The sequence below is a fragment of the Streptomyces saintjeani genome (assembly GCF_055409605.1).
In genome coordinates this window covers 8,363,274-8,385,841 of record NZ_CP189624.1, presented here as the reverse complement: position 1 = coordinate 8,385,841, position 22,568 = coordinate 8,363,274, and the positions used below count along the sequence as shown (strand labels likewise).

Annotated in this window: 24 protein-coding genes and 1 pseudogene; 12 read left to right on the top strand and 13 right to left on the bottom strand. The window is 71.8% G+C overall.

The window, feature by feature from the left end; translation table 11 throughout:
• Positions 1-214 precede the first annotated feature (214 nt).
• Entirely contained in the window at positions 215-1,168 is a 954-nt protein-coding gene (locus ACQCO7_RS37430; RefSeq protein ID WP_464075973.1) for an ROK family protein, read from the bottom strand.
• 222 nt (positions 1,169-1,390) lie between these two features.
• On the opposite strand from ACQCO7_RS37430, the gene ACQCO7_RS37425 reads away from it, so the two are divergent.
• Positions 1,391-2,440, top strand: a complete 1,050-nt coding sequence (locus ACQCO7_RS37425; protein WP_464075972.1) for a LacI family DNA-binding transcriptional regulator — start codon at positions 1,391-1,393, stop codon at positions 2,438-2,440.
• A 537-nt stretch (positions 2,441-2,977) separates the two neighbouring features.
• On the opposite strand, the gene ACQCO7_RS37420 is transcribed toward ACQCO7_RS37425, so the two are convergent.
• Positions 2,978-3,298, bottom strand: a complete 321-nt coding sequence (locus tag ACQCO7_RS37420; protein ID WP_464077449.1) for a hypothetical protein — start codon at positions 3,296-3,298, stop codon at positions 2,978-2,980.
• 95 nt (positions 3,299-3,393) lie between these two features.
• Positions 3,394-3,759: pseudogene (locus ACQCO7_RS37415) on the bottom strand (hypothetical protein); the annotation flags it as partial.
• A gap of 304 nt (positions 3,760-4,063) precedes the next feature.
• Here ACQCO7_RS37415 and ACQCO7_RS37410 point away from each other — a divergent pair.
• Together ACQCO7_RS37410 and ACQCO7_RS37405 are read left to right on the top strand one after the other, a co-directional pair.
• Positions 4,064-4,852: a hypothetical protein gene (locus ACQCO7_RS37410; protein ID WP_464075971.1), complete on the top strand. Its 789-nt coding sequence runs from the start codon at positions 4,064-4,066 to the stop codon at positions 4,850-4,852.
• 92 nt (positions 4,853-4,944) lie between these two features.
• Positions 4,945-5,331 carry a VOC family protein gene (locus ACQCO7_RS37405; RefSeq protein WP_464075970.1) on the top strand — a complete coding sequence of 129 codons (387 nt, stop codon included), beginning with the start codon at positions 4,945-4,947 and terminating at the stop codon, positions 5,329-5,331.
• 122 nt (positions 5,332-5,453) lie between these two features.
• Here ACQCO7_RS37405 and ACQCO7_RS37400 read toward each other — a convergent pair whose 3' ends face one another.
• Positions 5,454-6,740, bottom strand: coding sequence for a DUF6986 family protein (locus ACQCO7_RS37400; RefSeq protein WP_464075969.1), 1,287 nt, complete (start codon positions 6,738-6,740; stop codon positions 5,454-5,456).
• Between the two features lie 238 nt (positions 6,741-6,978).
• Between ACQCO7_RS37400 and ACQCO7_RS37395 the strand changes: the two genes are divergently transcribed.
• Entirely contained in the window at positions 6,979-7,908 is a 930-nt protein-coding gene (locus ACQCO7_RS37395) for an endonuclease/exonuclease/phosphatase family protein (protein WP_464075968.1), read from the top strand.
• A gap of 68 nt (positions 7,909-7,976) precedes the next feature.
• Here the strand turns inward: ACQCO7_RS37395 and ACQCO7_RS37390 are convergent, their stop codons facing one another.
• The 4 genes from ACQCO7_RS37390 to ACQCO7_RS37375 form a co-directional block, all read right to left on the bottom strand.
• Positions 7,977-8,939: an electron transfer flavoprotein subunit alpha/FixB family protein gene (locus ACQCO7_RS37390; RefSeq protein WP_464075967.1), complete on the bottom strand. Its 963-nt coding sequence runs from the start codon at positions 8,937-8,939 to the stop codon at positions 7,977-7,979.
• Between the two features lie 78 nt (positions 8,940-9,017).
• The gene (locus ACQCO7_RS37385; RefSeq protein ID WP_464075966.1) at positions 9,018-9,806 is read right to left on the bottom strand and encodes an electron transfer flavoprotein subunit beta/FixA family protein; all 789 of its coding nucleotides are present in this window, start codon (positions 9,804-9,806) and stop codon (positions 9,018-9,020) included.
• A gap of 220 nt (positions 9,807-10,026) precedes the next feature.
• Entirely contained in the window at positions 10,027-10,536 is a 510-nt protein-coding gene (locus ACQCO7_RS37380; protein WP_464075965.1) for a flavin reductase family protein, read from the bottom strand.
• A gap of 196 nt (positions 10,537-10,732) precedes the next feature.
• Entirely contained in the window at positions 10,733-11,146 is a 414-nt protein-coding gene (locus tag ACQCO7_RS37375) for a TlpA family protein disulfide reductase (protein ID WP_464075964.1), read from the bottom strand.
• A 75-nt stretch (positions 11,147-11,221) separates the two neighbouring features.
• On the opposite strand from ACQCO7_RS37375, the gene ACQCO7_RS37370 reads away from it, so the two are divergent.
• From ACQCO7_RS37370 to ACQCO7_RS37360, 3 genes are all read left to right on the top strand, one after another.
• The gene (locus ACQCO7_RS37370; protein ID WP_464075963.1) at positions 11,222-11,638 is read left to right on the top strand and encodes a DUF4395 domain-containing protein; all 417 of its coding nucleotides are present in this window, start codon (positions 11,222-11,224) and stop codon (positions 11,636-11,638) included.
• A gap of 191 nt (positions 11,639-11,829) precedes the next feature.
• A complete protein-coding gene (locus ACQCO7_RS37365) occupies positions 11,830-12,558 on the top strand; it encodes a lysophospholipid acyltransferase family protein (protein WP_464075962.1) in 729 nt (242 codons plus the stop codon).
• 282 nt (positions 12,559-12,840) lie between these two features.
• Positions 12,841-13,230, top strand: a complete 390-nt coding sequence (locus ACQCO7_RS37360; protein WP_464075961.1) for a GAF domain-containing protein — start codon at positions 12,841-12,843, stop codon at positions 13,228-13,230.
• A gap of 78 nt (positions 13,231-13,308) precedes the next feature.
• Here ACQCO7_RS37360 and ACQCO7_RS37355 read toward each other — a convergent pair whose 3' ends face one another.
• From ACQCO7_RS37355 to ACQCO7_RS37340, 4 genes are all read right to left on the bottom strand, one after another.
• The gene (locus ACQCO7_RS37355; protein WP_464075960.1) at positions 13,309-13,953 is read right to left on the bottom strand and encodes a transglutaminase domain-containing protein; all 645 of its coding nucleotides are present in this window, start codon (positions 13,951-13,953) and stop codon (positions 13,309-13,311) included.
• A gap of 71 nt (positions 13,954-14,024) precedes the next feature.
• A complete protein-coding gene (locus ACQCO7_RS37350; RefSeq protein WP_464075959.1) occupies positions 14,025-15,095 on the bottom strand; it encodes a threonine aldolase family protein in 1,071 nt (356 codons plus the stop codon).
• Entirely contained in the window at positions 15,092-15,838 is a 747-nt protein-coding gene (locus ACQCO7_RS37345; RefSeq protein WP_050374992.1) for an SDR family oxidoreductase, read from the bottom strand. Before ACQCO7_RS37345 ends, ACQCO7_RS37350 begins: the two co-directional genes overlap by 4 nt.
• Before the next feature lie 95 nt (positions 15,839-15,933).
• On the bottom strand, positions 15,934-17,331 hold the full coding sequence (locus tag ACQCO7_RS37340) for a DUF6421 family protein (RefSeq protein ID WP_464075958.1): 1,398 nt from the start codon (positions 17,329-17,331) through the stop codon (positions 15,934-15,936).
• Between the two features lie 263 nt (positions 17,332-17,594).
• Between ACQCO7_RS37340 and ACQCO7_RS37335 the strand changes: the two genes are divergently transcribed.
• The gene (locus ACQCO7_RS37335) at positions 17,595-18,263 is read left to right on the top strand and encodes a glycerophosphodiester phosphodiesterase (protein WP_464075957.1); all 669 of its coding nucleotides are present in this window, start codon (positions 17,595-17,597) and stop codon (positions 18,261-18,263) included.
• 72 nt (positions 18,264-18,335) lie between these two features.
• Here ACQCO7_RS37335 and ACQCO7_RS37330 read toward each other — a convergent pair whose 3' ends face one another.
• Positions 18,336-18,875, bottom strand: a complete 540-nt coding sequence (locus ACQCO7_RS37330; protein WP_464075956.1) for a GNAT family N-acetyltransferase — start codon at positions 18,873-18,875, stop codon at positions 18,336-18,338.
• Positions 18,876-19,125: 250 nt separating this feature from the next.
• Here ACQCO7_RS37330 and ACQCO7_RS37325 point away from each other — a divergent pair, with 250 nt between their 5' ends.
• The 4 genes from ACQCO7_RS37325 (at position 19,126) to ACQCO7_RS37310 (ending at position 22,414) form a co-directional block, all read left to right on the top strand.
• Entirely contained in the window at positions 19,126-19,518 is a 393-nt protein-coding gene (locus ACQCO7_RS37325) for a VOC family protein (RefSeq protein WP_059048614.1), read from the top strand.
• A gap of 221 nt (positions 19,519-19,739) precedes the next feature.
• A complete protein-coding gene (locus ACQCO7_RS37320; protein WP_464075955.1) occupies positions 19,740-20,501 on the top strand; it encodes a VOC family protein in 762 nt (253 codons plus the stop codon).
• Between the two features lie 287 nt (positions 20,502-20,788).
• The gene (locus ACQCO7_RS37315) at positions 20,789-21,385 is read left to right on the top strand and encodes a DUF5134 domain-containing protein (protein ID WP_464075954.1); all 597 of its coding nucleotides are present in this window, start codon (positions 20,789-20,791) and stop codon (positions 21,383-21,385) included.
• 93 nt (positions 21,386-21,478) lie between these two features.
• The gene (locus ACQCO7_RS37310; RefSeq protein WP_464075953.1) at positions 21,479-22,414 is read left to right on the top strand and encodes a M56 family metallopeptidase; all 936 of its coding nucleotides are present in this window, start codon (positions 21,479-21,481) and stop codon (positions 22,412-22,414) included.
• The last annotated feature ends 154 nt before the right edge of the window (positions 22,415-22,568 follow it).

The following is a 22,568-nucleotide window of genomic DNA, read 5'->3' as shown; positions in this document are numbered from 1 at the left end:
GCGCGCGGGACCGCAACGATGCGCGACCGCCTCACCGCGCAGTGCACCCCCCACACCTCCCGCGCGCGGGACCGCAACTCGCAACTCGCAACACGCGTCCGCGCGCGTGGGACCGTCCCGATACCGGCACCCCCACGCGCCCGGCGCATCCCCCCGCACCTCCACGCGCGTGCCCGAAACCGGCCACCCCTCCCGCGCGCACGGCGCCCCGCAGCTACACCCCCGCCGCCGCGGCCCCCTCCTGCCGCACGAGCGCCGCCGCAGCCGCCCCCACCAACCCCGCGTCCGTCCCCATCTGAGCCGGCACGATCGTCAGCCCCTGGACGAAGGACAGCGTGGCGTAGTCGGCGAGATGGCGGCGCAGCGGCCCGAAGAGGATGTCCCCGGCCTTCCCCACGCCCCCGCCGATCACGACGATGTCGATCTCGACGAGCGTCGCGGTCGCCGCGATGCCCGCCGCGAGGGCTTGGGCGGCGCGGTCGAAGGACGCGAGGGCGGCCGGGTCGCCCGCGCGCGCGGCGGCGGCGACAGCGGCTGCCGTGGCGTCGCCGTCGGGTCCGGGGCGCCAGCCGTTGTCGAGGGCGCGGCGGGCGATGTTGGGGCCGCTGGCGATGCGCTCGACGCAGCCGCGCCCACCGCACGGGCAGTCGTCGCCGTCGAGGTCGACGGAGATGTGCCCGATGTGGCCGGCGTTCCCGGTGGGCCCCGGGTGGAGCCGGCCGCCCAGGACCAGGCCCCCGCCGACGCCGGTGGAGACGACCATGCAGAGCGCGTTGTCGTGCCCGCGCGCGGCGCCCTGCCAGTGCTCGGCGGCGGTGATGGCGACCCCGTCGCCGATCAGCTCGACGGGCAGCTCACCGGTGACCGCGCGCACGCGCGGGACGAGCGGGAAGCCGCGCCAGCCGGGCACGTTGACCGGGCTGACCGTGCCCGCGGAGGCGTCCACGGGGCCCGCGCTGCCGATCCCGACGCTGTGGACGCGGTCCCACAGCGGCGACGCGGTCAGCTCTCCGAGCACCGCCTCGACGGCGCCCATCACGGTCTCGCCGTCCTCACGCGCGGGGGTCGGCCGCTGTGCGCGGGCCACGATCGCGCCGTCGCCGTCCACCAGGGCGCCGGCGATCTTGGTGCCGCCGATGTCGAGCGCGGCCACGAGGTCGGTGTGCATCAAAGTCTCGGTTCTCCCCAGTCGACCGTGGAAAAGAGCGGGCCGGTCCAGCGGTGGGGGACGCGGACCGGAGAAGGCGTCGGACAGTCTCTCGGCATCTGACAACGTTGTCCAGGCTCTATGCTCGACGCCACATCCTCATACAACCCCAGGGATCGCGCGACCCCCGCAAACCCGGACATCGCCGTACCCCCGAGGCCGACAGGAACAGGACCCCGCATCGTGCCAGAGACGCCCCGACGCGCCGCCTCCCTGACCACCGCCCGCTACGGCAACCGTCCCACGATGAAGGACGTCGCCGCCCGCGCCGGTGTCGGACTCAAGACCGTCTCCCGCGTCGTCAACGGCGAACCCGGCGTCACCCCCGAGACCGAGCGGCGCGTGCAGGAGGCGATCGACGCGCTGGGCTTCCGCCGCAACGACAGCGCGCGCGTACTGCGCAAGGGCCGTACGGCGAGCATCGGGCTGGTCCTCGAAGACCTCGCCGACCCGTTCTACGGCCCGCTGAGCCGCGCGGTCGAGGAGGTGGCCCGTTCGCACGGCGCCCTGCTGATCAACGGCTCCAGCGCCGAGGACCCCGAGCGCGAGCAGGAGCTGGCGCTGGCGTTGTGCGCGCGGCGGGTCGACGGGCTCGTGGTGATCCCGGCGGGCGACGACCACCGGTACCTGGAGCCGGAGATCAAGGCGGGCGTCGCGACGGTGTTCGTCGACCGGCCGGCCGGGCGGATCGACGCCGACTGCGTCCTGTCCGACAACTTCGGCGGGGCCCTCGAAGGCGTCGCCCACCTCCTCGCGCACGGGCACCGCAGAATCGGGTTCATCGGCGACATGCCGCGCATCCACACGGCCGCCGAGCGCCTGCGCGGCTACCGGGCCGCCATGGGCGACGCCGGGATAACCGTCGAGGACGACTGGATGTCCCTCGGCGTCACCAGCCCCGACCGGGTACGCCGCGCCGCCGAGCTGATGCTGTCGGGGCCCTCGCCGGTCACCGCGATCTTCGCCGGCAACAACCGGGTCACGGTCACCGTCATCCGCGTCCTCGCCGAACACGCCCGCCGCGTCGCCCTCATCGGCTTCGACGACCTCGAACTCGCCGACCTCCTCCAGCCCGGCGTGACGGTCATCTCCCAGGACGCGGCGATCATCGGCCGCACCGCCGCGGAACGCCTCTTCCAGCAACTCGAAGGCACCCACATAGCCCCCGAACACATCGTCCTGCCGACCCGGCTGATCGCCCGGGGGTCGGGGGAACTGCCACCGGCGGACTGAACGGCCACCCCGAGGTCAGGCGGACGCCTGGACCCGAACGACCGCCTCCGGGCCGGCAAGGAACCCAGCGGGATCGACGAGCGGAGCCGACGGGGGCGGCAAACGGGCCCTCCCCGGACCGGGAGCCACCTGAGCCGGAACGGCCGCTCCGGGCCGACAGGGCGAGCCTGAGCCGGCCGACGAGGCGGGGCCAGGCAAGAGATGCGGTGCGCAGCCGCTTCCGGACCTCCAGGGGACGCCCGAACCAACTGGACGCGGCGGAGGCCAACAGGGGTGCAGCGAACGGCCTTCCCCGGGCCGGGGAGGGCACCCGAGCCGGAACGGCCGTCTCCGGGTCGGCGAAACGCCTGGGCGGGATCAGCGAGGCGGGGCCGACGGGGGATGCGGTGAGCGGCCGTTCCTCGTTGGACGAGAGTGGCGGTGAGCGGCCGTTCCCGAGCTTCCGCAGGACACCCGAACCGGCTCGACAAGGCGGAGCCGACAGGGATGCGCACCGAGCGGACGTCCCGGCCCCGGGCGAACCCGTACGGCAGCCGGTCAGCCGGCGGACCGGCCCGGCTTGCACGCCAGGTCGTACGCGAAGCTCACCGTCTCGGTCAGGTGGCCGTCGGTCGCGTAGGGGCTGAGTACGGTCCCGAGGTCGCCGTCGAACTCCGTGGCGCGGTCCGCGAGTACGGACGGCGGCAAGAAGGACGTCGAGCGGACGTGCCCGGCGAGTTCCTCGACCGTCCAGCGGTGCTCGACCGCGAACTCGTGCCGTACCGCGGGCTCGAACCCGGCGCGGGAAAGCACCTCCCGGTCGGGGTCCGCCTGCCGGCGCTGCTCGGCGCCGGACGGCACCCGGCTCGTCGCCCCCAATGCCTCCTGCCACCGGCGCAGGACGTCACCGAACGCGCGCTGCCGGTCCAGCGGCCCGTCCAGGGACTCGTCGACCAGCAGAGGGCCAGGTGCCCGCCGGGTTCGAGCCAGGTCAGGGCACGCCGGGCGACCAAATCCCGGGGCAGGCGGTGAAAGGCGTTGCCGATGACGACGAGTTCAACGCTTCCGGCGTCCATGTCCAGTTCCTCGGCTTTGGCGGTGACGACCCGGACGTGGGCCACGCCGTCGCGACTCGCCTCCCTGGCAGTGCCGACCCTGACATCAACCGCGTCCCCACGGGCCGCCACTCCGGCGATGCCGGCCCCAACATCGACCGCGTCACCGGTGACCGCCGCCTTGGCCGTGACGGCCCGGACGAAGGCCGCGTCCCCACAACTCGCCTCCCCAACACCGGCCACGCCCCCGTCGGCCGCCACCTTCGCGCGGATCACCTCCCCCATGTCAGCCTCCGTATCCACCGCCCACGCCTCCCCGAACCCGGCACGCAGCGGAAAGGCGAGCTGACCGGTGCCGCAGGCCAGGTCCAGCAGGCGTCCGTGTCCGGACGGAGACGTACGGCGGATCAGGTCGGTGAGCATCGTGTCGGGGTAGGCGAGGCGGAAGCGGTCGTAGTAACCGGCGGTGCCCCGGTACAGGTCGGGTCGGAAACTCGCGTCGGCCATACGGCAACCCTTCCACGACACGGCGGAACGGGGGACACCGCGTCGGTGCGTGGTACCGCCCCGGTGGTATAGGACACCTCACATGCCCCTCTCCGCCTCCACCCTCACCGCCCTGGGCCTCGCCCAAGCCCCCCGGGACCACCCCCTCACCTACCCCGGCCCCTGGCCCACCGCCTCCGCCCTCCTCCAGGGCGACCGCCTCCTCCCCCTGGACCGCCTGACCCACCCCGACCGCACCCCCGTCCTGGCCGTCGGCTCCAACGCCTGCCCCGGCCAACTGCGGCACAAGATGGACGAGTTCGGCATCACCTCCCCCATCCCGATGACGAAGGCACACGTCACCGGCCTCGACATCGGCGTCTCCGCGCACGTGAGCCGGATGGGCTACGTCTCCGCGTCGCCGCTCAACGCCCCGGACGTCACACGGGAGTTGTTCGTCATCTGGCTGGACGACGAGCAGCTGAAAGCCGTCGACGCCAGCGAGGGCGCACACTCGCCCCAGGGGAACTACGCCCGAGTCCGGCTGCCCGCGCCGGAGTTCGGGGTGGAGCTGGAGAACGGCCATGCACTGCCCGGGACTTATGTCTACGTGAACCGCCACGGCGTCCTGCACGACGGCACGGGAACCCCGCGCCGCCATGGAGACCAGCGCACATTGATCGCCGAACTCCTCAAGGGTTCACCGGAGTTGCGACGCCTCTTCGGTACGACCCCGGAGCAGTTCAGCGAACGGGCCCGCGCGGACGCGGAGTTGTGCGACCGGGGCACCCGACTGCTGTGGGAGGAAAAACTGGTCACGACGTCCGGCCTGGAACACCTCCGCCCCCAGACCGAAACGCTTCCCCGCAGGTCAGGCAGGCCGGGAAGCTGAGTTATCGTCGGAGGCAAGGCATCGCGTGCCGGTCACCGTCCCGGTGCGGCATGGAGGTGCCTGTGAGATTGCCTTACGGAGGCACTCCACAGATGTCTGTCGAACTGAACCACACCATCGTGGCCGCCCGGGACCAGCACGAATCCGCGCACTTCCTCGCCCACGTCCTCGGACTCGAGGTCGCCCCGCCGCTCGGCCCCTTCCTCCCCGTGAACACCGCGAACGGCGTGTCGCTGGACTTCCTCACCGTGCCGGAGGATTCGATCACCACCCAGCATTACGCCTTCCTCGTGACCGACGAGGAGTTCGACGCCGCGTTCGCCCGGATCGAGGAGGCGAAGATCGAGTACTTCGACGATCCGCACCTGCGGCGCCCGGGCCGGATCAACCACTACTACGGCGGCCGTGGCGTCTACTTCCTGGACCCGTCCGGACACACGATGGAGATCATCACGCGCCCGTACACCAACGGGGAGTAGCCCTCACCGGCGCCTGCCCCCCTCGGCACAACACCGGTCGGCCCCCTCGGGCCGACCGGCACCCGAAGAAGCCCCCTCAGCACCGCCCGCCGTCACCACCCCCCGGCAACCCGCAAGCTCCCTCACACCCCCTTCCGCCGCCCCGCGAACTCCTCCAGCTCCCCCCGCGTCAGCCCACTCCCCTCCCCCACCTCATCCACATCCAGCGCCCCACAGTCCAGCCCCCGCAGCAGATACCCACTGAGCGCCTTCGCCGTGGCCGGCTCATCCATGACGTCCCCGGCGGTACGGCTGGCATACCGCGAGAGCCGCGCGGCGGCCTGCGCGAACCCCTCCCGGTAGAACGCGAACACGGCGGCGTACCGGGTCGGCAGGTGCCCGGGATGCATGTCCCACCCCTGGTAGTAGGCGCGGGCAAGAGCGCGCCGCGTCAGCCCGTAGTGCAGCCGCCAGGCATCGTGGACCTTCTCGGTGGACCCGACCGGCAGGACGTTCGTGGAACCGTCGCAGACACGTACGCCCGTGCCCGCGGCGGCGACCTGCATGACGGCCTTGGCATGGTCGGCGGCGGGATGGTCACTGGCCTGGTGCGCGGCGGAGACGCCGAGGGAGGCGCTGTAGTCGAACGTGCCGTAGTGCAGCCCGGTGGCACGCCCCTCGGCGGCGTCGATCATGCGGGCGACCGTCGCGGTGCCGTCGGCGGCGAGCACGGCCTGGCTGGTCTCGATCTGGATCTCGAAGCCGATGCGCCCGCTGTCGAGGCCGCGGGTCCGCTCGAACGCCTCCAGGAGCCGGACCATGGCGGTGACCTGCTCGGGATAGGTCACCTTGGGGAGGGTCAGGACGAGCCCGTCGGGCAGCCCGCCCGCCTCCATGAGGCCGCTGAGGAAGATGTCGAGCGTGCGGATGCCCCGGTCGCGGACGGCGGCCTCCATGCACTTCATGCGGATGCCGGTGTACGGCGCGGCGGTGCCGTCCCGGTACGCGCGGGCGACCAGACGGGCGGCGTGGGCCGCGTGCTGGTCCTCCTGCGCGTCGGGGCGGGGGCCGTACCCGTCCTCGAAGTCGACGCGCAGGTCTTCCACCGGTTCGCGCTCCAGCTTGGCCCGCACGCGCGCGTACACGGGTTCGGCGAGGTCGTCGGCGAGGCCGAGGACGGCGGCGAAGGAGGCGGCGTCCGGGGCGTGTTCGTCGAGGGCGGTGAGCGCGCGGTCGCCCCAGGCGCGGACGGTGTCGGCGGCGAAGACGTCCCCGGGGACGTACACGGTGTGGACGGGCTGGCGGGTGCCGGGGTCGCCGGGGTAGCGGCGGGCCAGCTCCACGTCGACCGGGGCGAGCCGGGCGGCGATCTCCTCGCCGACGGCGCCCGCCAGGCTCGTCACGACCGGCTCCTGCTGCCCTGACCCCATCCCGCACCCTCCAGTTTTCCGCTCTACGGAATCAACACTCCGGCGACGGAAGCCAACAACGGATCTTGCCGCCGGTCAACACCCCGTCCACCCAGCGGTCCCCTCGGCCCGCCTCGTACCCCTTCATCGCTGCGGCCCCTCGAAACGGTTCACTCCCGCTGATCCTTTTCTTCACCCGGACCCTCTTTCGCCCAGCGGTTCGCACCCTCATCCTGATCCCCGAGGCGAGGGGGCGCACATGACGGGCACCGGCAAAGTGACGCGGCGCGCGGGGCTGAGGACCGCCCTGGCGGCGGCCCTGGCCGTCCCGCTGCTGGGCACCGTACGAGCCTCGCAGGCCCACGTCGACGAGGCCGAGCTCCCGAACCAGTCGGCGCGACCCGTACAGCCCGTCCCCCCGCTGAGGGCCATGACCTTCAACCTCCGCTTCGCCAGCGCCCAGGAGCCCAACAGCTGGGCCGCACGCCGCCCCGTGACCCGCGAACCGCTCCTGCGGGCCGCCCCGTCCGTCGTCGGCACCCAGGAGGGCGTGCACGGGCAGATCCTGGACATCGCCGCCGACCTCGGGCCCCGGTACGCGTGGATCGGTACGGGACTTGAGGGCCGTACGACGGACGAGTCCCTGGCGGTCTACTACGACACGACCCGCCTCAAGCCCCTCGCGCACGGCACGTACGCCCTCTCGGACACGCCGGAGGACCTCGCGTCGAACACCTGGGGCGCCGCGTTCGTCCGGATGTGCACCTGGGTCCGGTTCCGGGACCGGCTGGGCCCCGGCCGGGAGTTCTACGTCCTCAACACGCACCTGGACCACCGCAGCCAGTACGCACGCGCGCGTGCGGCGTCTCTCATCGCCGCCCGGATGAGCGCGCTCACCCACCCCGCCCTGCTGCTCGGGGACTTCAACGTCGCGGCGCACGGCAACGAGGTGTACGACACGCTGCTGCGCGCGGACCTCGTCGACACGTGGGACAGCGCCCTCACGCGCGGGCCGTCGTTCGGGACGTTCCACAACTACCGCGGCCTGGTGGCGGACGGCTGGCGGATCGACTGGGTGCTGGCCACACCCGGCGTACGCGCGCGGAGAGCCTGGGTGGACACCTACACGCGCGGGGGCCAGTACCCGAGCGACCACCTGCCGGTGTGCGCGAGCGTGGACCTGACATAGCCCCCCCCACGCACGCCAGAGGCCCCGCGACCGGAACACCGGTCACAGGGCCTCGTACAACCCGGAGATCAGCCCTTGCGGGTGTTGATCTCCTCCGTGAGCTGCGGCACCACGTCGAACAGGTCGCCGACGACGCCGTAGTCCACGAGGTCGAAGATCGGCGCCTCGGCGTCCTTGTTGACCGCGACGATCGTCTTGGACGTCTGCATGCCCGCGCGGTGCTGGATCGCGCCGGAGATGCCGTTGGCGATGTACAGCTGCGGCGAGACGGACTTGCCGGTCTGGCCGACCTGGTTGGTGTGCGGGTACCAGCCGGCGTCGACGGCGGCGCGGGAGGCGCCGACGGCCGCGCCGAGGGAGTCCGCGAGGGCCTCGATGATCCCGAAGTTCTCGGCGCCGTTGACGCCACGGCCGCCGGAGACGACGATCGCGGCCTCGGTCAGCTCCGGACGCCCGGTCGACTCGCGCGGGGTGCGGCCGGTGATCTTCGTACCGGTGGCAGCGGCGGAGAACGACACCGCGAGGTCCTCGACGGCGCCTGCGGCCGGGGCGGCCTCGACGGCGGCGGAGTTGGGCTTGACGGTGATGACCGGCGTGCCCTTGATGACGCGGGACCTGGTGGTGAACGACGCGGCGAACACGGCCTGTGTGGCCACCGGGCCCTCGTCACCGGCCTCCAGGTCGGTCGCGTCGGTGATCAGACCGGCCTCGATGCGCAGCGCGAGGCGGGCGGCGATCTCCTTGCCCTCGGCGGAGGAGGAGACCAGGACGGCGGCCGGGGAGACGGCGGCGTAGGCGGCCTGGAGGGCGTCGACCTTGGGGACGACGAGGTAGTCGGCGTACTCGGACGCCTCGTGCGTCAGAACGCGCGTCGCGCCGTGCTCGGCGAGGACGGCGGCCGTACCGGCGGCGCCGTTGCCCAGCGCGACCGCGACGGGCTCGCCGATGCGGCGGGCGAGCGTCAGCAGCTCAAGGGTGGGCTTGCGGACGGCGCCGTCCGCGTGGTCGACGTAGACGAGGACTTCAGCCATGGGAATGATCTCCTGCGAAACGAAGTTGAAGGGCGGTCAGCAAGGGGCCTGGACGAACCTCTGCCCCGCGCGCGGGGCCTAGATGAACTTCTGGCCCGCGAGGAACTCAGCGAGCTGCTTGCCGCCCTCGCCCTCGTCCTTGACGATCGTGCCGGCCGTGCGGGCCGGGCGCGCGGTCGCGTCGTCGACCTTGGTCCAGGCGCCGTCCAGGCCGACCTCTTCGGCCTCGATGTCGAGGTCGGACAGGTCCCAGGACTCGACCGGCTTCTTCTTGGCGGCCATGATGCCCTTGAAGGACGGGTAACGCGCCTCGCCGGACTGGTCGGTGACGGACACGACGGCCGGCAGGGACGCTTCGAGCTGCTCGGACGCGGCGTCGCCGTCGCGGCGGCCCTTGACGACGCCGTCCTCGACCTCGACCTGGGACAGCAGCGTGACCTGCGGGACGCCGAGGCGCTCGGCGATCAGCGCGGGGACGACACCGCCGCCGCCGTCGGTGGAGGCCATGCCGGAGACGACGAGGTCGAAGCCGGCCTTCTCGATGGCCTTGGCGAGCACCAGGGAGGTGCCGAGGACGTCGGTGCCGTGCAGGTCGTCGTCCTCGACGTGGATCGCCTTGTCGGCGCCCATGGAGAGGGCCTTGCGCAGGGCGTCCTTGGCGTCCTCGGGGCCGACGGTGAGAACGGTGACCTCGACGTCGTCGTCGGAGTTCTCGGAGATCTGGAGGGCCTGTTCGACCGCGTACTCGTCGAGCTCGGAGAGCAGACCGTCCACGTCGTCCCGGTCGACGGTCAGGTCATCGGCGAAGTGCCGGTCGCCAGTGGCGTCGGGCACGTACTTCACAGTGACAACGATCCTCAAGCTCACGCCGGCTCTCCTACTGCATCGTCAGTTCTCGGCTGCCTACTTACAGGCAGCATAGGCGCCTGAAGAGGCCGTTCCCGGATCGGGGGCGGCCCGCCTCCGACCCGAATATTACTCACCAGTACACCCAGTTCATGCCCGCTAAGCAAGCGCTTTGAACTGTGACCTTCGCAACGCAGCGTAACCGGAACCCGACGGCCCCGCAGGGGGCGGGGGAACGGTCTCAGTCGCGCAGCGCGTTGAACCGTCCCTGGTGGTAGAGCAGCGGCCGTCCCGCGCGCGTGGGGTCGCCGAGAACGACCTCCGCGAGCACGATGCGGTGGTCGCCCGCGGGCACGCGCGTGTGCACGCGGCACACCAGCCAGGCAAGGACGTCGTCCAGGACGGGCACCCCTTCGGGGCCCTCGCGCCAGGCGGTGGGCGCGCCGAAGCGGTCGGCGCCGCTGCGCGCGAAGGTGGCTGCCAGGTCGGCCTGGTGCTCGCCGAGCAGGTGCACGCCGACGTGTTGCGCGCGGGATATCGCGGGCCAGCTGGAGGCGCCGGTGCCGATGCCGAAGGAGAGCAGCGCGGGTTCGGCGGAGACGGAGGTGAGGGAGGTGGCGGTGAATCCGACGGGGCCGTGCTCGCCGGAGGCGGTGATCACGGCCACACCGGCGGCGTGCCGGCGGAAGACGGAGCGAAGGAGGTCGGGGGAGGCGGGCTGAGCGGCAGCGAGGTCGGGCGAGGCCGTCATCAGGGTGTCCTTCGGGCTGAAGTGACGAGCGGGGTCCGGGGTGCTCAGCGGCCCGGACAACGTGCGCTCGCGGTGCTCCGGGCCAGGTCGACATGGACCCGCCCGTAGAGAAGGAGTTCCTCAGGCATGACGTCAGGCTGACGATAGGTGGCATGTCCAGTCAAGGGCGTTCCGGGATCTGGAAGCTGCCGCTCCGTCACACCGCCTCCCCCAGCGCGGCGATGACGTCCGCCTTGCGCGGCTGACCGCTCGCGCGCCGTACGACGTTCCCGCCGGCGTCCAGGACGAGCACGGTCGGCGTCTTGAGGATGCCGAGGTCGCGGACGAGGTCGAGGTGCTGCTCGGCGTCGATCTCTATGTGCGCGACGCCGGGGACCATGCCGGCCACCTCGCCGAGGGTCCGCCTCGTCGCCCGGCAGGGTGCGCAGAAGGCGCTGGAGAACTGGACGAGGGTGGCCCGCTCGCCGAGTTCGGCGCCGAGCCGTACGGCGTCCAGCCGTCTGCCGTCGTCCCGTGCGCGCACGCGTACCCTCCCGCCGTGCCGCCTGTGCAGCACTCCGTAGGCGCTCGCCGCAGCGAGCACCGCGACACACACCATGAGTCCGGTCATCAGCCGCTCAAGCGTTCACGAGACCGCAAACATTCCCGGCTCCCCTGACCGTTTCCGATGCGGAATGCTGGCTTCATGGACATCGACGCACGTGGGCCACGCTTCGGCGCGGCCGTCACGACCGCCGTACTGGCGGTCGCGCTGATCACCGGCAGCGCCTGGCTGCTCGCCTGGCAGACGCTGGCGTTCGCGCTGGGCGCGGCGGGCGGGGTGGCCCGCTCGCCGTACGGGTGGCTGTTCAGGACGGCCGTACGGCCCCGGCTCGGGCCGCCGGTCGCGTTCGAGGCGCCGGAGCCGCCGAGGTTCGCACAGGCCGTGGGGCTGCTGTTCGCGGGCGTGGGGCTGGCCGGCCTCGGCCTCGGGGTGGAGTGGCTGGGGCTCGCGGCGACGGGGCTCGCGCTGGCGGCGGCGTTCCTGAACGCGGCCTTCGGGTACTGCCTGGGCTGCGAGTTGTACCTGATCGTCCGGCGCGTCGCGGTCCGCGCGGAGTAAAGAAAGGATCAAAGCCCGAGGTGGATCAAGGTGCGGACGTGACGAGGATCTCCGACGCGGTCAGGAACCAGGACTGGCCCGCCGCACGTTCTTGGGGCACGATCTGCGACATGCCGTAAACCTACGGCTGCGTAACTTGTCCGCCGGGGGTTTCCCTTCCGGGCTGAGAGAAGGAAGGGCCCGCCTCACCCATGGCAGAGCTTGTGTACCGTCCCGCCGTCGGTCTCGCGCAGACCCTGTTCAAGGTCTGGGACCTCAAGATCGACTGTCGGGGCTCGGAGAACATCCCGCGCACGGGCGGTGCGGTGCTGGTGAGCAATCACATCAGCTACCTGGACTTCATCTTCGACGGCCTCGCGGCGCTCCCCCAGAAGCGGCTGGTGCGCTTCATGGCCAAGGAGTCCGTCTTCCGCCACCGCGTCTCCGGCCCTCTGATGCGCAACATGAAGCACATCCCCGTCGACCGCAAGCAGGGCGAGGCCGCCTACCAGCACGCGCTCACCTCGCTGCGCTCCGGTGAGATCATCGGCGTGTTCCCCGAGGCGACGATCTCGCAGTCGTTCACCCTCAAGACCTTCAAGTCCGGCGCCGCGCGGCTCGCCCAGGAGGCGGGCGTACCGCTGATCCCGATGGCCGTCTGGGGCACCCAGCGCCTCTGGACGAAGGGCCACCCCCGCAACTTCAAGCGCAGCCACATCCCGATCACGATCCGCGTCGGCGAGGCGTTCGAGGCGTCCAAGGACAAGTACGCGGGCGCCATCACCCGCCAGCTCCGCGAGCGCGTCCAGGAGCTCCTGGAGGCCGCCCAGCGCGCGTACCCGGTCCGCCCGAAGAACGCGAGCGACACGTGGTGGATGCCGGCCCACCTCGGCGGCACGGCGCCGACCCCGGAGCAGCTGAAGGCGGCCGGCATCGGCTGACCCGACCGGAACCGGCACCGCCACCCGGGCGTCCCTCGCTCCGGGTAGCGAAGGACGCCGCCCGGCTGTGGACCCAGGGGCGGGATGAACTGGCTGGCATGGCCGCCTTGGCCGTGATGGTCGTTCTGGCTTCACCGCGAGCGGGACGGTCCTCGACGAACGCGAGAAGAACAAGGCGCGGAGCGAGGCGGTCCGTACGCCGCGACCCCGCCGACCGCTTTGGCCACCGCACGCGGCGGCGACCGTGACACCGCCCTTCGGTCGGTTCTGGTGGGAGCGGTGATGCTGACAGCCCCTGTCGACCCGACAGGGCTGCCCACGGCCCGCAGCGCGTTCTGCCGGCTCGGGGACCGCACGAACCACCGGTTCTCCCGCGAGCCCCAGGACTGGGCGGGCCGCCCAGCGCCGCCCCGCGAGGACGCCAGCAAAATCAGCGTCCCGCAACAGCAGAACGCCGACTACAAGTCGGTGATCGCCGTACCGGTGATGGCCGGCGACCGCGCGTTCGGGGTGCTTGCCGTCGACGCACCCGGCCCCGTTGATCCGACCGTCGCCCATGTCCGCCTGCTCCAGCGCCTGGCCGACGCACTGGGCACTGGGTACTGGGCACTGGGCACTGGGAGACGTTCTCGCTGCTCGTTCTCCTCGTCGGCGCCCTGGTCTGCGCCGTGATCACGGCCGCCGACGGGCTGGCCGCCTGGGCGTACGGCTGCGCCGGGGGTGCGGGGCTGTGTGCCGTGGTGGTGCTGCTCAGGTCGTGGGCGGCGGCCCGCCGGCGCGGTCGAACGACCTATCAGGGCGACGCAGCTCTGTAGGGAGCGTGCGCCAAAGGGTCGCGCGGTCGGGGGCCGCGCGAAGTGCTTCCAGGACCAGCGGATGGGGCTCCGCGTAGAGGGTTTGATAATCCAACTCACCCTCCCTCGCGTCAGGAACCCACGCCAGCCGCTCCCCCGTCAACGAGAACCGCGCATCCACCCCCGCCTTGTTCCCCCGCGGGTCCTGCCGGTGCCAGGCCCCGTTGAAGCGGACGGCGACCAGGCCGTGGACGACATGGCCGGGACCGTCGTCGTCGCGCAGGAGCTGATAGCACAGGGCCGTGGGGATGTCCTCGGCGCGCAGGAGGGCGGCGAGGGCGTGGGCCTTGGCGTAGCAGATGCCGGTGCGCTGTCGCAGGACGTCGGAGGCCCGCCAGGTGACGCGGGGGTCCTGGGCGTCCTGGGAGTGGGGGATCCCGTCACGGACGTACACGAACGCGGCCTCTGCATAGGCATACGAGTCGGGTACGTCCGCGGCGAGCCGGGCGGCGGTCTGCCGTACGACGGGATGGTGGTGGTCGATGACCTCGTCGGCCGCCAGGTACGCGGAGAGGTCGGGGGTGTTCTGGATCAGCTCCATGCCCGCCGAGCATAGGAATACGACCACCCGATCGTCAATTTATTTACGGGAGATCGTATAACTATGCACACCTACCTCGCCATCTCCTCCTTCAGCGCCGCCAGGAACGCGTCCACGTCGTCCTCGCGCGTGTCGAAGGAGCACATCCACCGCACGACCCCGGCCGCCTCGTCCCAGAAGTAGAACCGGAACCTCTCCTGGAGCCGGACGCTCACGTCGTGCGGCAGGCGCGCGAAGACGCCGTTGGCCTGGACGGGGTACAGGATCTCGACGCCGTGCACCGCGCGGACGCCCTCGGCGAGGCGCTGGGCCATCTCGTTGGCGTGCCGGGCGTTGCGCAGCCAGAGGTCCTTGGCGAGCAGCGCCTCCAGTTGCACGGACACGAACCGCATCTTGGAGGCGAGCTGCATGGACAGCTTGCGCAGGTGCTTCATCTGCCGCACGGCGTCCTGGTCGATGACGACGACGGCCTCACCGAACAGCGCGCCGTTCTTCGTGCCGCCCAGCGACAGGATGTCGACGCCGACGGCGTTGGTGAACGTCCGCATCGGTACGTCGAGCGAGGCCGCCGCGTTGGCTATCCGGGACCCGTCGAGGTGGACGCGCATCCCGCGCGCGTGCGCGTGGTCGCAGATCGCGCGGATCTCGTCCGGCGTGTAGAGGGTGCCGAGTTCGGTGCTCTGGGTGATGGAGACGACCTGCGGCATCGCACGGTGCTCGTCGTCCCAGCCGTACGCCTGCCGGTCGATCAGCTCGGGCGTGAGCTTGCCGTCGGGCGTGGGGACGGTGAGCAGCTTGAGGCCGCCCATGCGCTCGGGCGCGCCGCCCTCGTCGACGTTGATGTGGGCGCTCTCCGCGCAGATCACGGCGCCCCAGCGGTCGGTGACCGCCTGGAGGGCGACGACGTTGGCGCCGGTGCCGTTGAAGACGGGGAACGCCTCGGCGGTGGGGCCGAAGTGGCTGCGGACGACCGTCTGGAGGTGCTCGGTGTAGTCGTCCTCGCCGTACGCGACCTGGTGGCCGCCGTTGGCGAGCGCGAGGGCGGCCATCACCTCCGGGTGCGCGCCCGCGTAGTTGTCGCTGGCGAAGCCCCGGACCTCGGGGTCGTGGTGGCGGCGGGCGTCGGTCTTCGGGGGGTTCACGGCTTCTCGGTGAGCCACAGGCGCTGTCCGTTCACTTCGGCGGCGGTCTTGTCCCAGACGCCGGTGACGGCCTCGGCGAGGTCCTTGACGTCGGTGAAGCCCGCGAACCTGGCGTTGGGCCGCTCGGCGCGCATCGCGTCGTGCACGAGCGCCTTGACGACGAGGATCGCGGCGGCGGAGGTGGGGCCGCCCTCGCCGCCGGCCTTGCGGAAGTAGTCGGCGAGCGCGAGGGTCCACGCCTCGGCGGCGGCCTTGCCCGCGGCGTACGCGGCGTTGCCCGCCGTGGGTGCGCTCGCGCCGGCCGCGCTGACCAGGACGTACCGGCCGCGCTCGCTGCGCTGGAGCGCCTCGTGGAAGGCCAGGGAGGTGTGCTGGACGGTGCGGATGAGCAGCAGCTCCAGGAAGTCCCAGTCGTCGAGGCTGGTCTTGGTGAAGGTCTCGCTGCCGCGCCAGCCGCCGACGAGGTGGACGAGGCCGTCGAGGCGGCCGAACTCCTTCTCGGTGTGGTCGGCCCACGCGCGCGTGGAGTCCAGGTCCAGCAGGTCGACCGGTTCGCCGGTGACGGTCGCGCCGCCCGCCGCGTACCGGGCCGCGTCGACGGCCGCCGCGAGCCGCTCGGGGTCGTTGTCGGCGCCGACGACGGTCGCCCCCGCCTCGGCCAGCCGGATCAGCGTCGCCCGGCCTGCCGGTCCGCCCGCTCCGGCGACCGCGATCACCGCACCGCTCAGCGCGCCGTTGCCCATGTTCCTCGCCTCACTCTTGTCGCTCCTGCTGTCTGCCCGACGTCGGACGGGACCGTATCGTCGATACGCCGCCGTCCGACGGTACGGGGCCGTCCTCATGCCGCCGCGCGCTCCACGCTGTCGGCCGTGATCCCCTTCGCCGAGGCGATCACGTTCTTCAGCTTCTTCGCCAGTGCCTCATAGAACATGCTCAGCGGAAACTCGTCCGGCAGCACGTCGTCCACCAGCTTGCGCGGCGGCTGGGAGAGGTCGAGGGCGTCCGGCCCCTTGGCCCACTTGGAGGCCGGGTGCGGGGAGAGATACCGGGCGACCAGCTCGTACCCGGCGATCCAGTGGACGAGCTTGGGGCGGTCGATGCCGTCCTTGTAGAGCTTCTCGATCTCTGCGCACAGGTCGTTGGTGACCTTGGGGGCGCGGTCCCAGTCGATGTGCAGCTTGTTGTCCGTCCAGCGCACGACGTCGTTGCGGTGCAGGTAGGCGAAGAGGAGCTGGCCGCCGAGTCCGTCGTAGTTGCGGACGCGGTCTCCGGTGACCGGGAAGCGGAACATGCGGTCGAAGAGGACCGCGTACTGCACGTCACGCGCCTGCGGGACGCCGTCCACCTGGAGCTTCACGGCCTCCTTGAAGGCGGTGAGGTCGCAGCGCAGCTCTTCGAGGCCGTACATCCAGAACGGCTGGCGCTGCTTGATCATGAACGGGTCGAAGGGCAGGTCGCCGTGGCTGTGGGTGCGGTCGTGGACCATGTCCCACAGGACGAACGCCTCCTCGCAGCGCTTCTGGTCGTGGACCATCGCGGCGACGTCCTCGGGCAGGTCGATACCGAGGATCGATACGGCGGACTCGGTGACCCGGCGGAAGCGCGCGGCCTCGCGGTCGCAGAAGATCCCGCCCCAGGAGAAACGTTCCGGTGCCTCGCGGACGGCGATGGTCTCCGGGAACAGGACGGCCGAGTTGGTGTCGTAGCCGGGGGTGAAGTCCTCGAAGGTGATGCCGCAGAACAGCGGGTTGTCGTACCGGGTGCGCTCCAGTTCGGCCAGCCAGTCGGGCCACACCATGCGCAGGACGACCGCTTCGAGGTTGCGGTCCGGGTTGCCGTTCTGCGTGTACATCGGGAACACGACGAGGTGCTGGAGGCCGTCGCGCCGGTCGGCGGCGGGCTGGAAGGCGAGCAGCGAGTCCAGGAAGTCGGGGACCGGGAAGCCGCCCTCGGACCAGGCGGTGAGGTCGGCGACCAGCGCGCGGTGGTAGTCCGCGTCGTGCGGCAGCAGCGGGGACAGCTCGCCGACCGCCGTGATCACCTCGTGCACGGCGGCCTCCGCCTCGGCGTGCGTGGGGGCGCCGTCGGCGTCGAAGTCGATCGAGCCGTTCGCCGCCTGCCAGGGGCGGATGCGCTCCACGGCCGCCTTCAGAACCGGCCACGCGGCCTGTTCGACCACTCCGACCTCGGGAGGAAGCCTCTCCCCCGCCGTCGCCCGCACAAGAATTTCCGTCATGTCCCATCCTCCACGGGAGAACCTCGCGTAAGGACACCGTAGACATATGGCGTTTCCGTGAGCAAGAAGAACCTCGGGAAATTATCCTGCGCGCCTTCATGGTCACCGCATTTTTTCCTGCCGTACATGCCAAGCACGGGTAGTTCGCGCGAGCGCCCCGAGCCCGCCCCCGCGCCCGCGCGCTCCGGGGCACGGGGGCGGGGAGGGGGTCGCAGGGCCTAGGCTGCCAAGCGAACTGGCGTCGACGGAGAGCGAGACGGGCCTTGGAGTTTGTGACGATGGGGCATCGCGGGGTGATGGGGGTCGAGCCCGAGAACACGCTGCGGTCGTTCATGGCGGCGCAGGAGGCCGGTCTCGACGGGATCGAGCTGGATCTGCACCTCAGTTCGGACGGCACGCTGGTCGTGATGCACGACGCCGACGTGGACCGTTCGACCGACGGCAGCGGGCCGGTCTCCGCGCACAGCCTCCAGGAGCTGCGCGCGCTGGACGCGGGGCGCGGGGAGCGTGTCCCGACCTTCGAGGAGGTTCTCGACGTGGTCACGGCGCCGATCCAGGCGGAGATCAAGGACACACGGGTGGCCCAGGCGCTCGCCGAGGTCATGCTCAAGCGGGAGCTCGCGGAGCGGGTCGAGGTGTCGTCCTTCCACGACCAGGCGCTCGCCGAGATCACACGGCTCGTGCCGGGCGTGCGGACCGCGCTGATCGGCGGGCGCTACGGCGCCGACATCGCCGACCGCGCGGTGGACGTGGGAGCGCGCACACTGTGCCTCAACCTCCGCCGCCTCACGCTGGAGACGGTCGAGCACGCCCGCAAACACGATCTGCGGGTCCTCGCGTGGGTCGTGAACACGCAGGATCAGCTACGGCTCGCGCGGGCCTTCGAGTTGGACGGGGTGACGACGGACTACCCGGAGATCAAGGGGAGTTGAGCGGCCGGACGGCTGATCGAATCGTTCAGGGCCTCGATCAGCCCGAAGGGGCCGGGCGCCTCAAGTGCCTTTTCAGCCCAGGGTTTTGACCAGCAGCTCGAACTCCAGGCCGGTGCGGCGCGGGATGCCGAAGCGTTCGTCGCCGTACGGGAAGGGAGTCGTCCGGCCGGTACGGCGGTAGCCGCGCCGCTCGTACCAGGCGATCAGCTCCTCCCGTACCGAGATCACCGTCATGTGCATCTCGGTGGCGCCCCAGCTCTCGCGCGCCTGCCGCTCCGCCTCCGCGATGATCCGCTTGCCGAGGCCCTCGCCCTGGAGTGCCGGGCTCACCGCGAACATGCCGAAGTAGGCGTGCGTGCCCCGGTGTTCGAGCTGGCAGCAGGCGACGGCCGTGCCGGCGCGCTCGACGATCAGGAGCCGGCCGTCCGGCTTCGCGATGACCTCCCGTACGCCCTCGGGGTCCGTACGCCGGCCGTCCAGGAGGTCCGCTTCGGTGGTCCAGCCGGTGCGGCTCGTGTCGCCCCGGTACGCGGACTCGATGAGGGTGACGAGGGTGTCGACGTCGGTGTCGGTGGCGTCGCGGTAGGTCAGGTCGGTGGCGGGGGTGTTCATGGGGGTGATCCGTTCTGGGGGCGGAGGGGGGTGCGGGGGTGGGGGGTGCTGTGGGGGTCCGATCCGGGGCTGGGCCCCGTGGGCCTCGGGGTCCCGGGGTTCGGGGCTCGGGATTCCGGGCTTCCGGGGTTTGGGGCTCAGAGTTCGGGGCCCGGGGTCTCGGGCTCAAGGTCCGGGGCTCCGGGGTGACCTGCGGTTCTCCCAGGCCCGGAGCCTCGCAGAGCCTAACTCTCCCGTAGGCTCCGGACGCATGGTGCATGTACTGAGCAGCCGGATCCTCCTCCACCCCGCCGACCCCGAGCGGGCCCGCCGCTTCTACGGCGAGCAGCTCGGCCTCGGCGTCTACCGTGAGTTCGGCACCGGACCGGAGCGGGGGACGGTGTACTTCCTCGGCGGCGGGTTCCTGGAGGTCGCGGGGCGCACGGACGCACCCCGGGACCCCGGGACGCGGCTGTGGCTCCAGGTCCCGGACGTGTCGGCGGCCCGCGACGAGCTGGCCGCGAAGGGGGTCGAGATCGTGCGGGAGCCGGTGAAGGAGCCGTGGGGGCTGATCGAGATGTGGATCGCGGATCCCGACGGGACGCCGATCGTGCTGGTGGAGGTCCCGGCGGACCATCCGATCAGGTACCGGCCCGGTATCTGAGCCGCTCGGATGGCCGGGGCGGGGGTGGGGGCTTAGCGTGCGGGGAGGGGCTCTCACCGGGGTCCCTCTCCGACGGGCGCGTCCTGGGAACGCTTCCGGAACGCTGATTCCAGGACCTGGCTTCGGCTTCGGGAGTCTCGGCCTCAAGGGTTCCCGCCTCCGAGGTGCCGCCCCTGGGAAGCTTCCGTGCTCTGTTCTCGGGGTGCTTCGGGAGGTACGTCATGAAGCTCGACGCGCCCGTGCCCGGCGGGCCCTGCTGGACCGAGTTGGGCACCAGCGACCTGGACGCGGCGAAACAGTTCTACGGCGGGCTGTTCGGCTGGCGAACGGAGACGGACCCCCGGCAGGAGGCGGGCGGCTACACGATGGCGTACCTCGGTGAGGACGCCGTCGCCGCGCTGACGCCGCTGTACCAGCCGGGTCAGCCGGTCGCCTGGAACGTGTCGTTCGCCGTGTCCGACGCGGACGTCAGCACCCGTCTGCTCGTCGAGGCTGGCGGCAAGGTGCTGGTCGGCCCGATGGACGTGTTCGACATCGGCCGCTTCGCCGTAGCCGCGGACCCGGGCGGCGCGGTCTTCCAGCTCTGGCAGGGCGGAACCTTCCCCGGCGCCGGAGTCTTCAACTCCCCCGGCGCCCTCGGCTGGGTCGAACTCCTCACCCGCGACGCGGCCCGCGCCGAGTCCTTCTACACGACGGTCTTCGGCTGGACGATCCGCCCCTCCGCCCGCTACCCCCAACTCGGCGTAGGCGGCGAGGACTTCGGCGGCATGCTCACCATGGACGACCGCTTCCCACCCGAGGTCCCCCCGCACTGGCTCCCCTACTTCGCGGTGACCGACGCAGACAACACGGCGTCCAGCGCGGCGAGTTCGGGCGGCACGACGCTGATGGCACCGATGACGGTCCCCGACGGCCCCCGCATCGCCGTCCTCCGCGACCCGCAGGGCGGAGTCTTCGGCGTCTACCACAGCACCGCCGACTGACGCCCCGTCAAGCAAGTGGCACCACGGTCACGTTGCCCCTCCAGCGTGGGCGAGTGCGGCCCGGCGCCCAAGACATCCAGAGCCCACCTGACGCGTCGGCGACCCCCTTCACGCCCCCTCGTGCACTTCTGCGCTTGTGTGCGCGCCGCCAACCCCGGGCATCGCTCACTCCGTACGGAACGCTCGGGGCGGAACGCCAGGAACGAGAGGTCCGACAAGTAACACCCAGCACGCGAACGCCCGGCGCGGATTCACTCACGCACAGGACACGGCACGGGGAGGTGCACGTGCACGGACCGGCTTCGCTCAGCTGGCTGCTGGTGGCGTTGTGCGCGGCGACGGGGGCCTACTGCCTGCTGCGGATGCGCAGCGCGGACGAGGGGCAGCGCAGGGCCGCGGGCGGCGAGGCGGTGATGGGGTTCGGAATGGCCGCGATGGCGGTACCGGCGGGGGTGTTCACGCCGCCGGGGTGGGCGTGGCCGGTGTATCTCACGGTGTTCGGGGTGGCGGCGGCGCGCTCGCTGTGGGCGGTGCGCGGGGGTGGGCGGGATGGTTCCGGCGTCCTGAGCGGGCTGGTCGGACACCATGCGCATCACCTCGTGGGCGCGCTGGCGATGGTCTACATGGCCGCCGTGACGGCCGCGACGCCGTCGCACGTGCATGCGCACGGGAGTTCAGGTGTGCCGCTGCTCACGGGCGTACTGCTCGTGTACTTCGCGGCGTACGTCCTGGCGTCCGGCGCGAGACTCGTACCCGTGGGAACGGCGACCGGTGGGGACGGCGGCGGAGGTGGCCGTCCGGGATGGGGCGACCGTCCGGAACTGGCACGGGCGTGCCGCTTGTCGATGGGAATCGGCATGCTGGCGATGCTCCTGAGCATGTGACGCCCCGACCCGCCTCGCCCCAAACAGTGTCCTGCGTCACTTTGCCACCCCGACACCACCCCTGAGCAGACCCCCGCTCATAGGCTGCTGCCCATGACGGTCCCCGCGGTCCTCCTCCTGCTCGGTTTTGTGACCGCCGTCGCGGCCCCCCGGCTGCTCTCCCGGGCCAGTTGGCCGGACCGGGAACCGGTGGTCGCGTTGTGGGCCTGGCAGTGTGTGGTCGCGGCGGTGCTGCTGTGCTGCGCGCTGTCGATGACGTTGAGCGCGGCGGCGGCCTGGCAGGCGGTGCGGGGGCATGTGTTCGCCCCGGCGCCGCGCGGGGTCGTGGAGGCGTACGCCCTGACGACGACCGGCCCTTGGGCCGCGGCCACGGCCGTGTCGCTGGCGTGCGCGGGCCTGTGGAGCGGGGCGATGCTGGTCCGGGAGGTCGTCCGCGCCCGGCGCCGGCACCGGGTCCGGCGGGCCGAACTCCGGCTGCGGGTACCGCTGTTGCCGGGTGAGCGGCCGGGCGGCGAGCGGCTCGTGGTGCTGGAGGGCGACCGTCCCGACGCCTGGTTCCTGACCGGCGCGAAGCCTCAACTCGTCGTCACCACCGCCGCGTTGCGCCGCCTGAAGGGGCGTCAGCTGGACGCGGTACGCGCTCACGAGCAGGGGCACGCGCAGGCGCGGCACGACTGGCTGCTGCACGCCTCGGGGGCGCTGGCGAGCGGGTTCCCGCAGGTGCCGGTGTTCGCGGCGTTCCGCGACGAGATGCACCGGCTGGTCGAACTCGCCGCGGACGACATGGCGTCGCGCCGCTTCGGCCGGCTCACCACGGCCCTCGCCCTCGTCGAACTCAACGAGGACAGAGGGGTGTTCGGCCCCACGCCCACCCCGGACGCCCACCTCTCCCAACGGGTGGACCGGCTCCTGACGCCCCCGAACCGCCTCCCCCCGACCCACCGCCTGCGCCTCACGGCACTCGCGACGCTGGTCCCGGTGATCCCGGTACTGATCACGCTGGTCCCGGGTTTGCGCGCGCTGAGCTGAGGGCGGACACCCCGCGCAGGCGCCGAGTCCGGGCCCGGCGCACCCCACGCGAGCCACTGAGCCAAGGCCCGCCACACCCCCCGTACAAGCCGCCGAGCCAACCTCCGCTCGGCGAAGGAGCCCACCCCCCGAAGCCACCTACGCTCCACCCCCC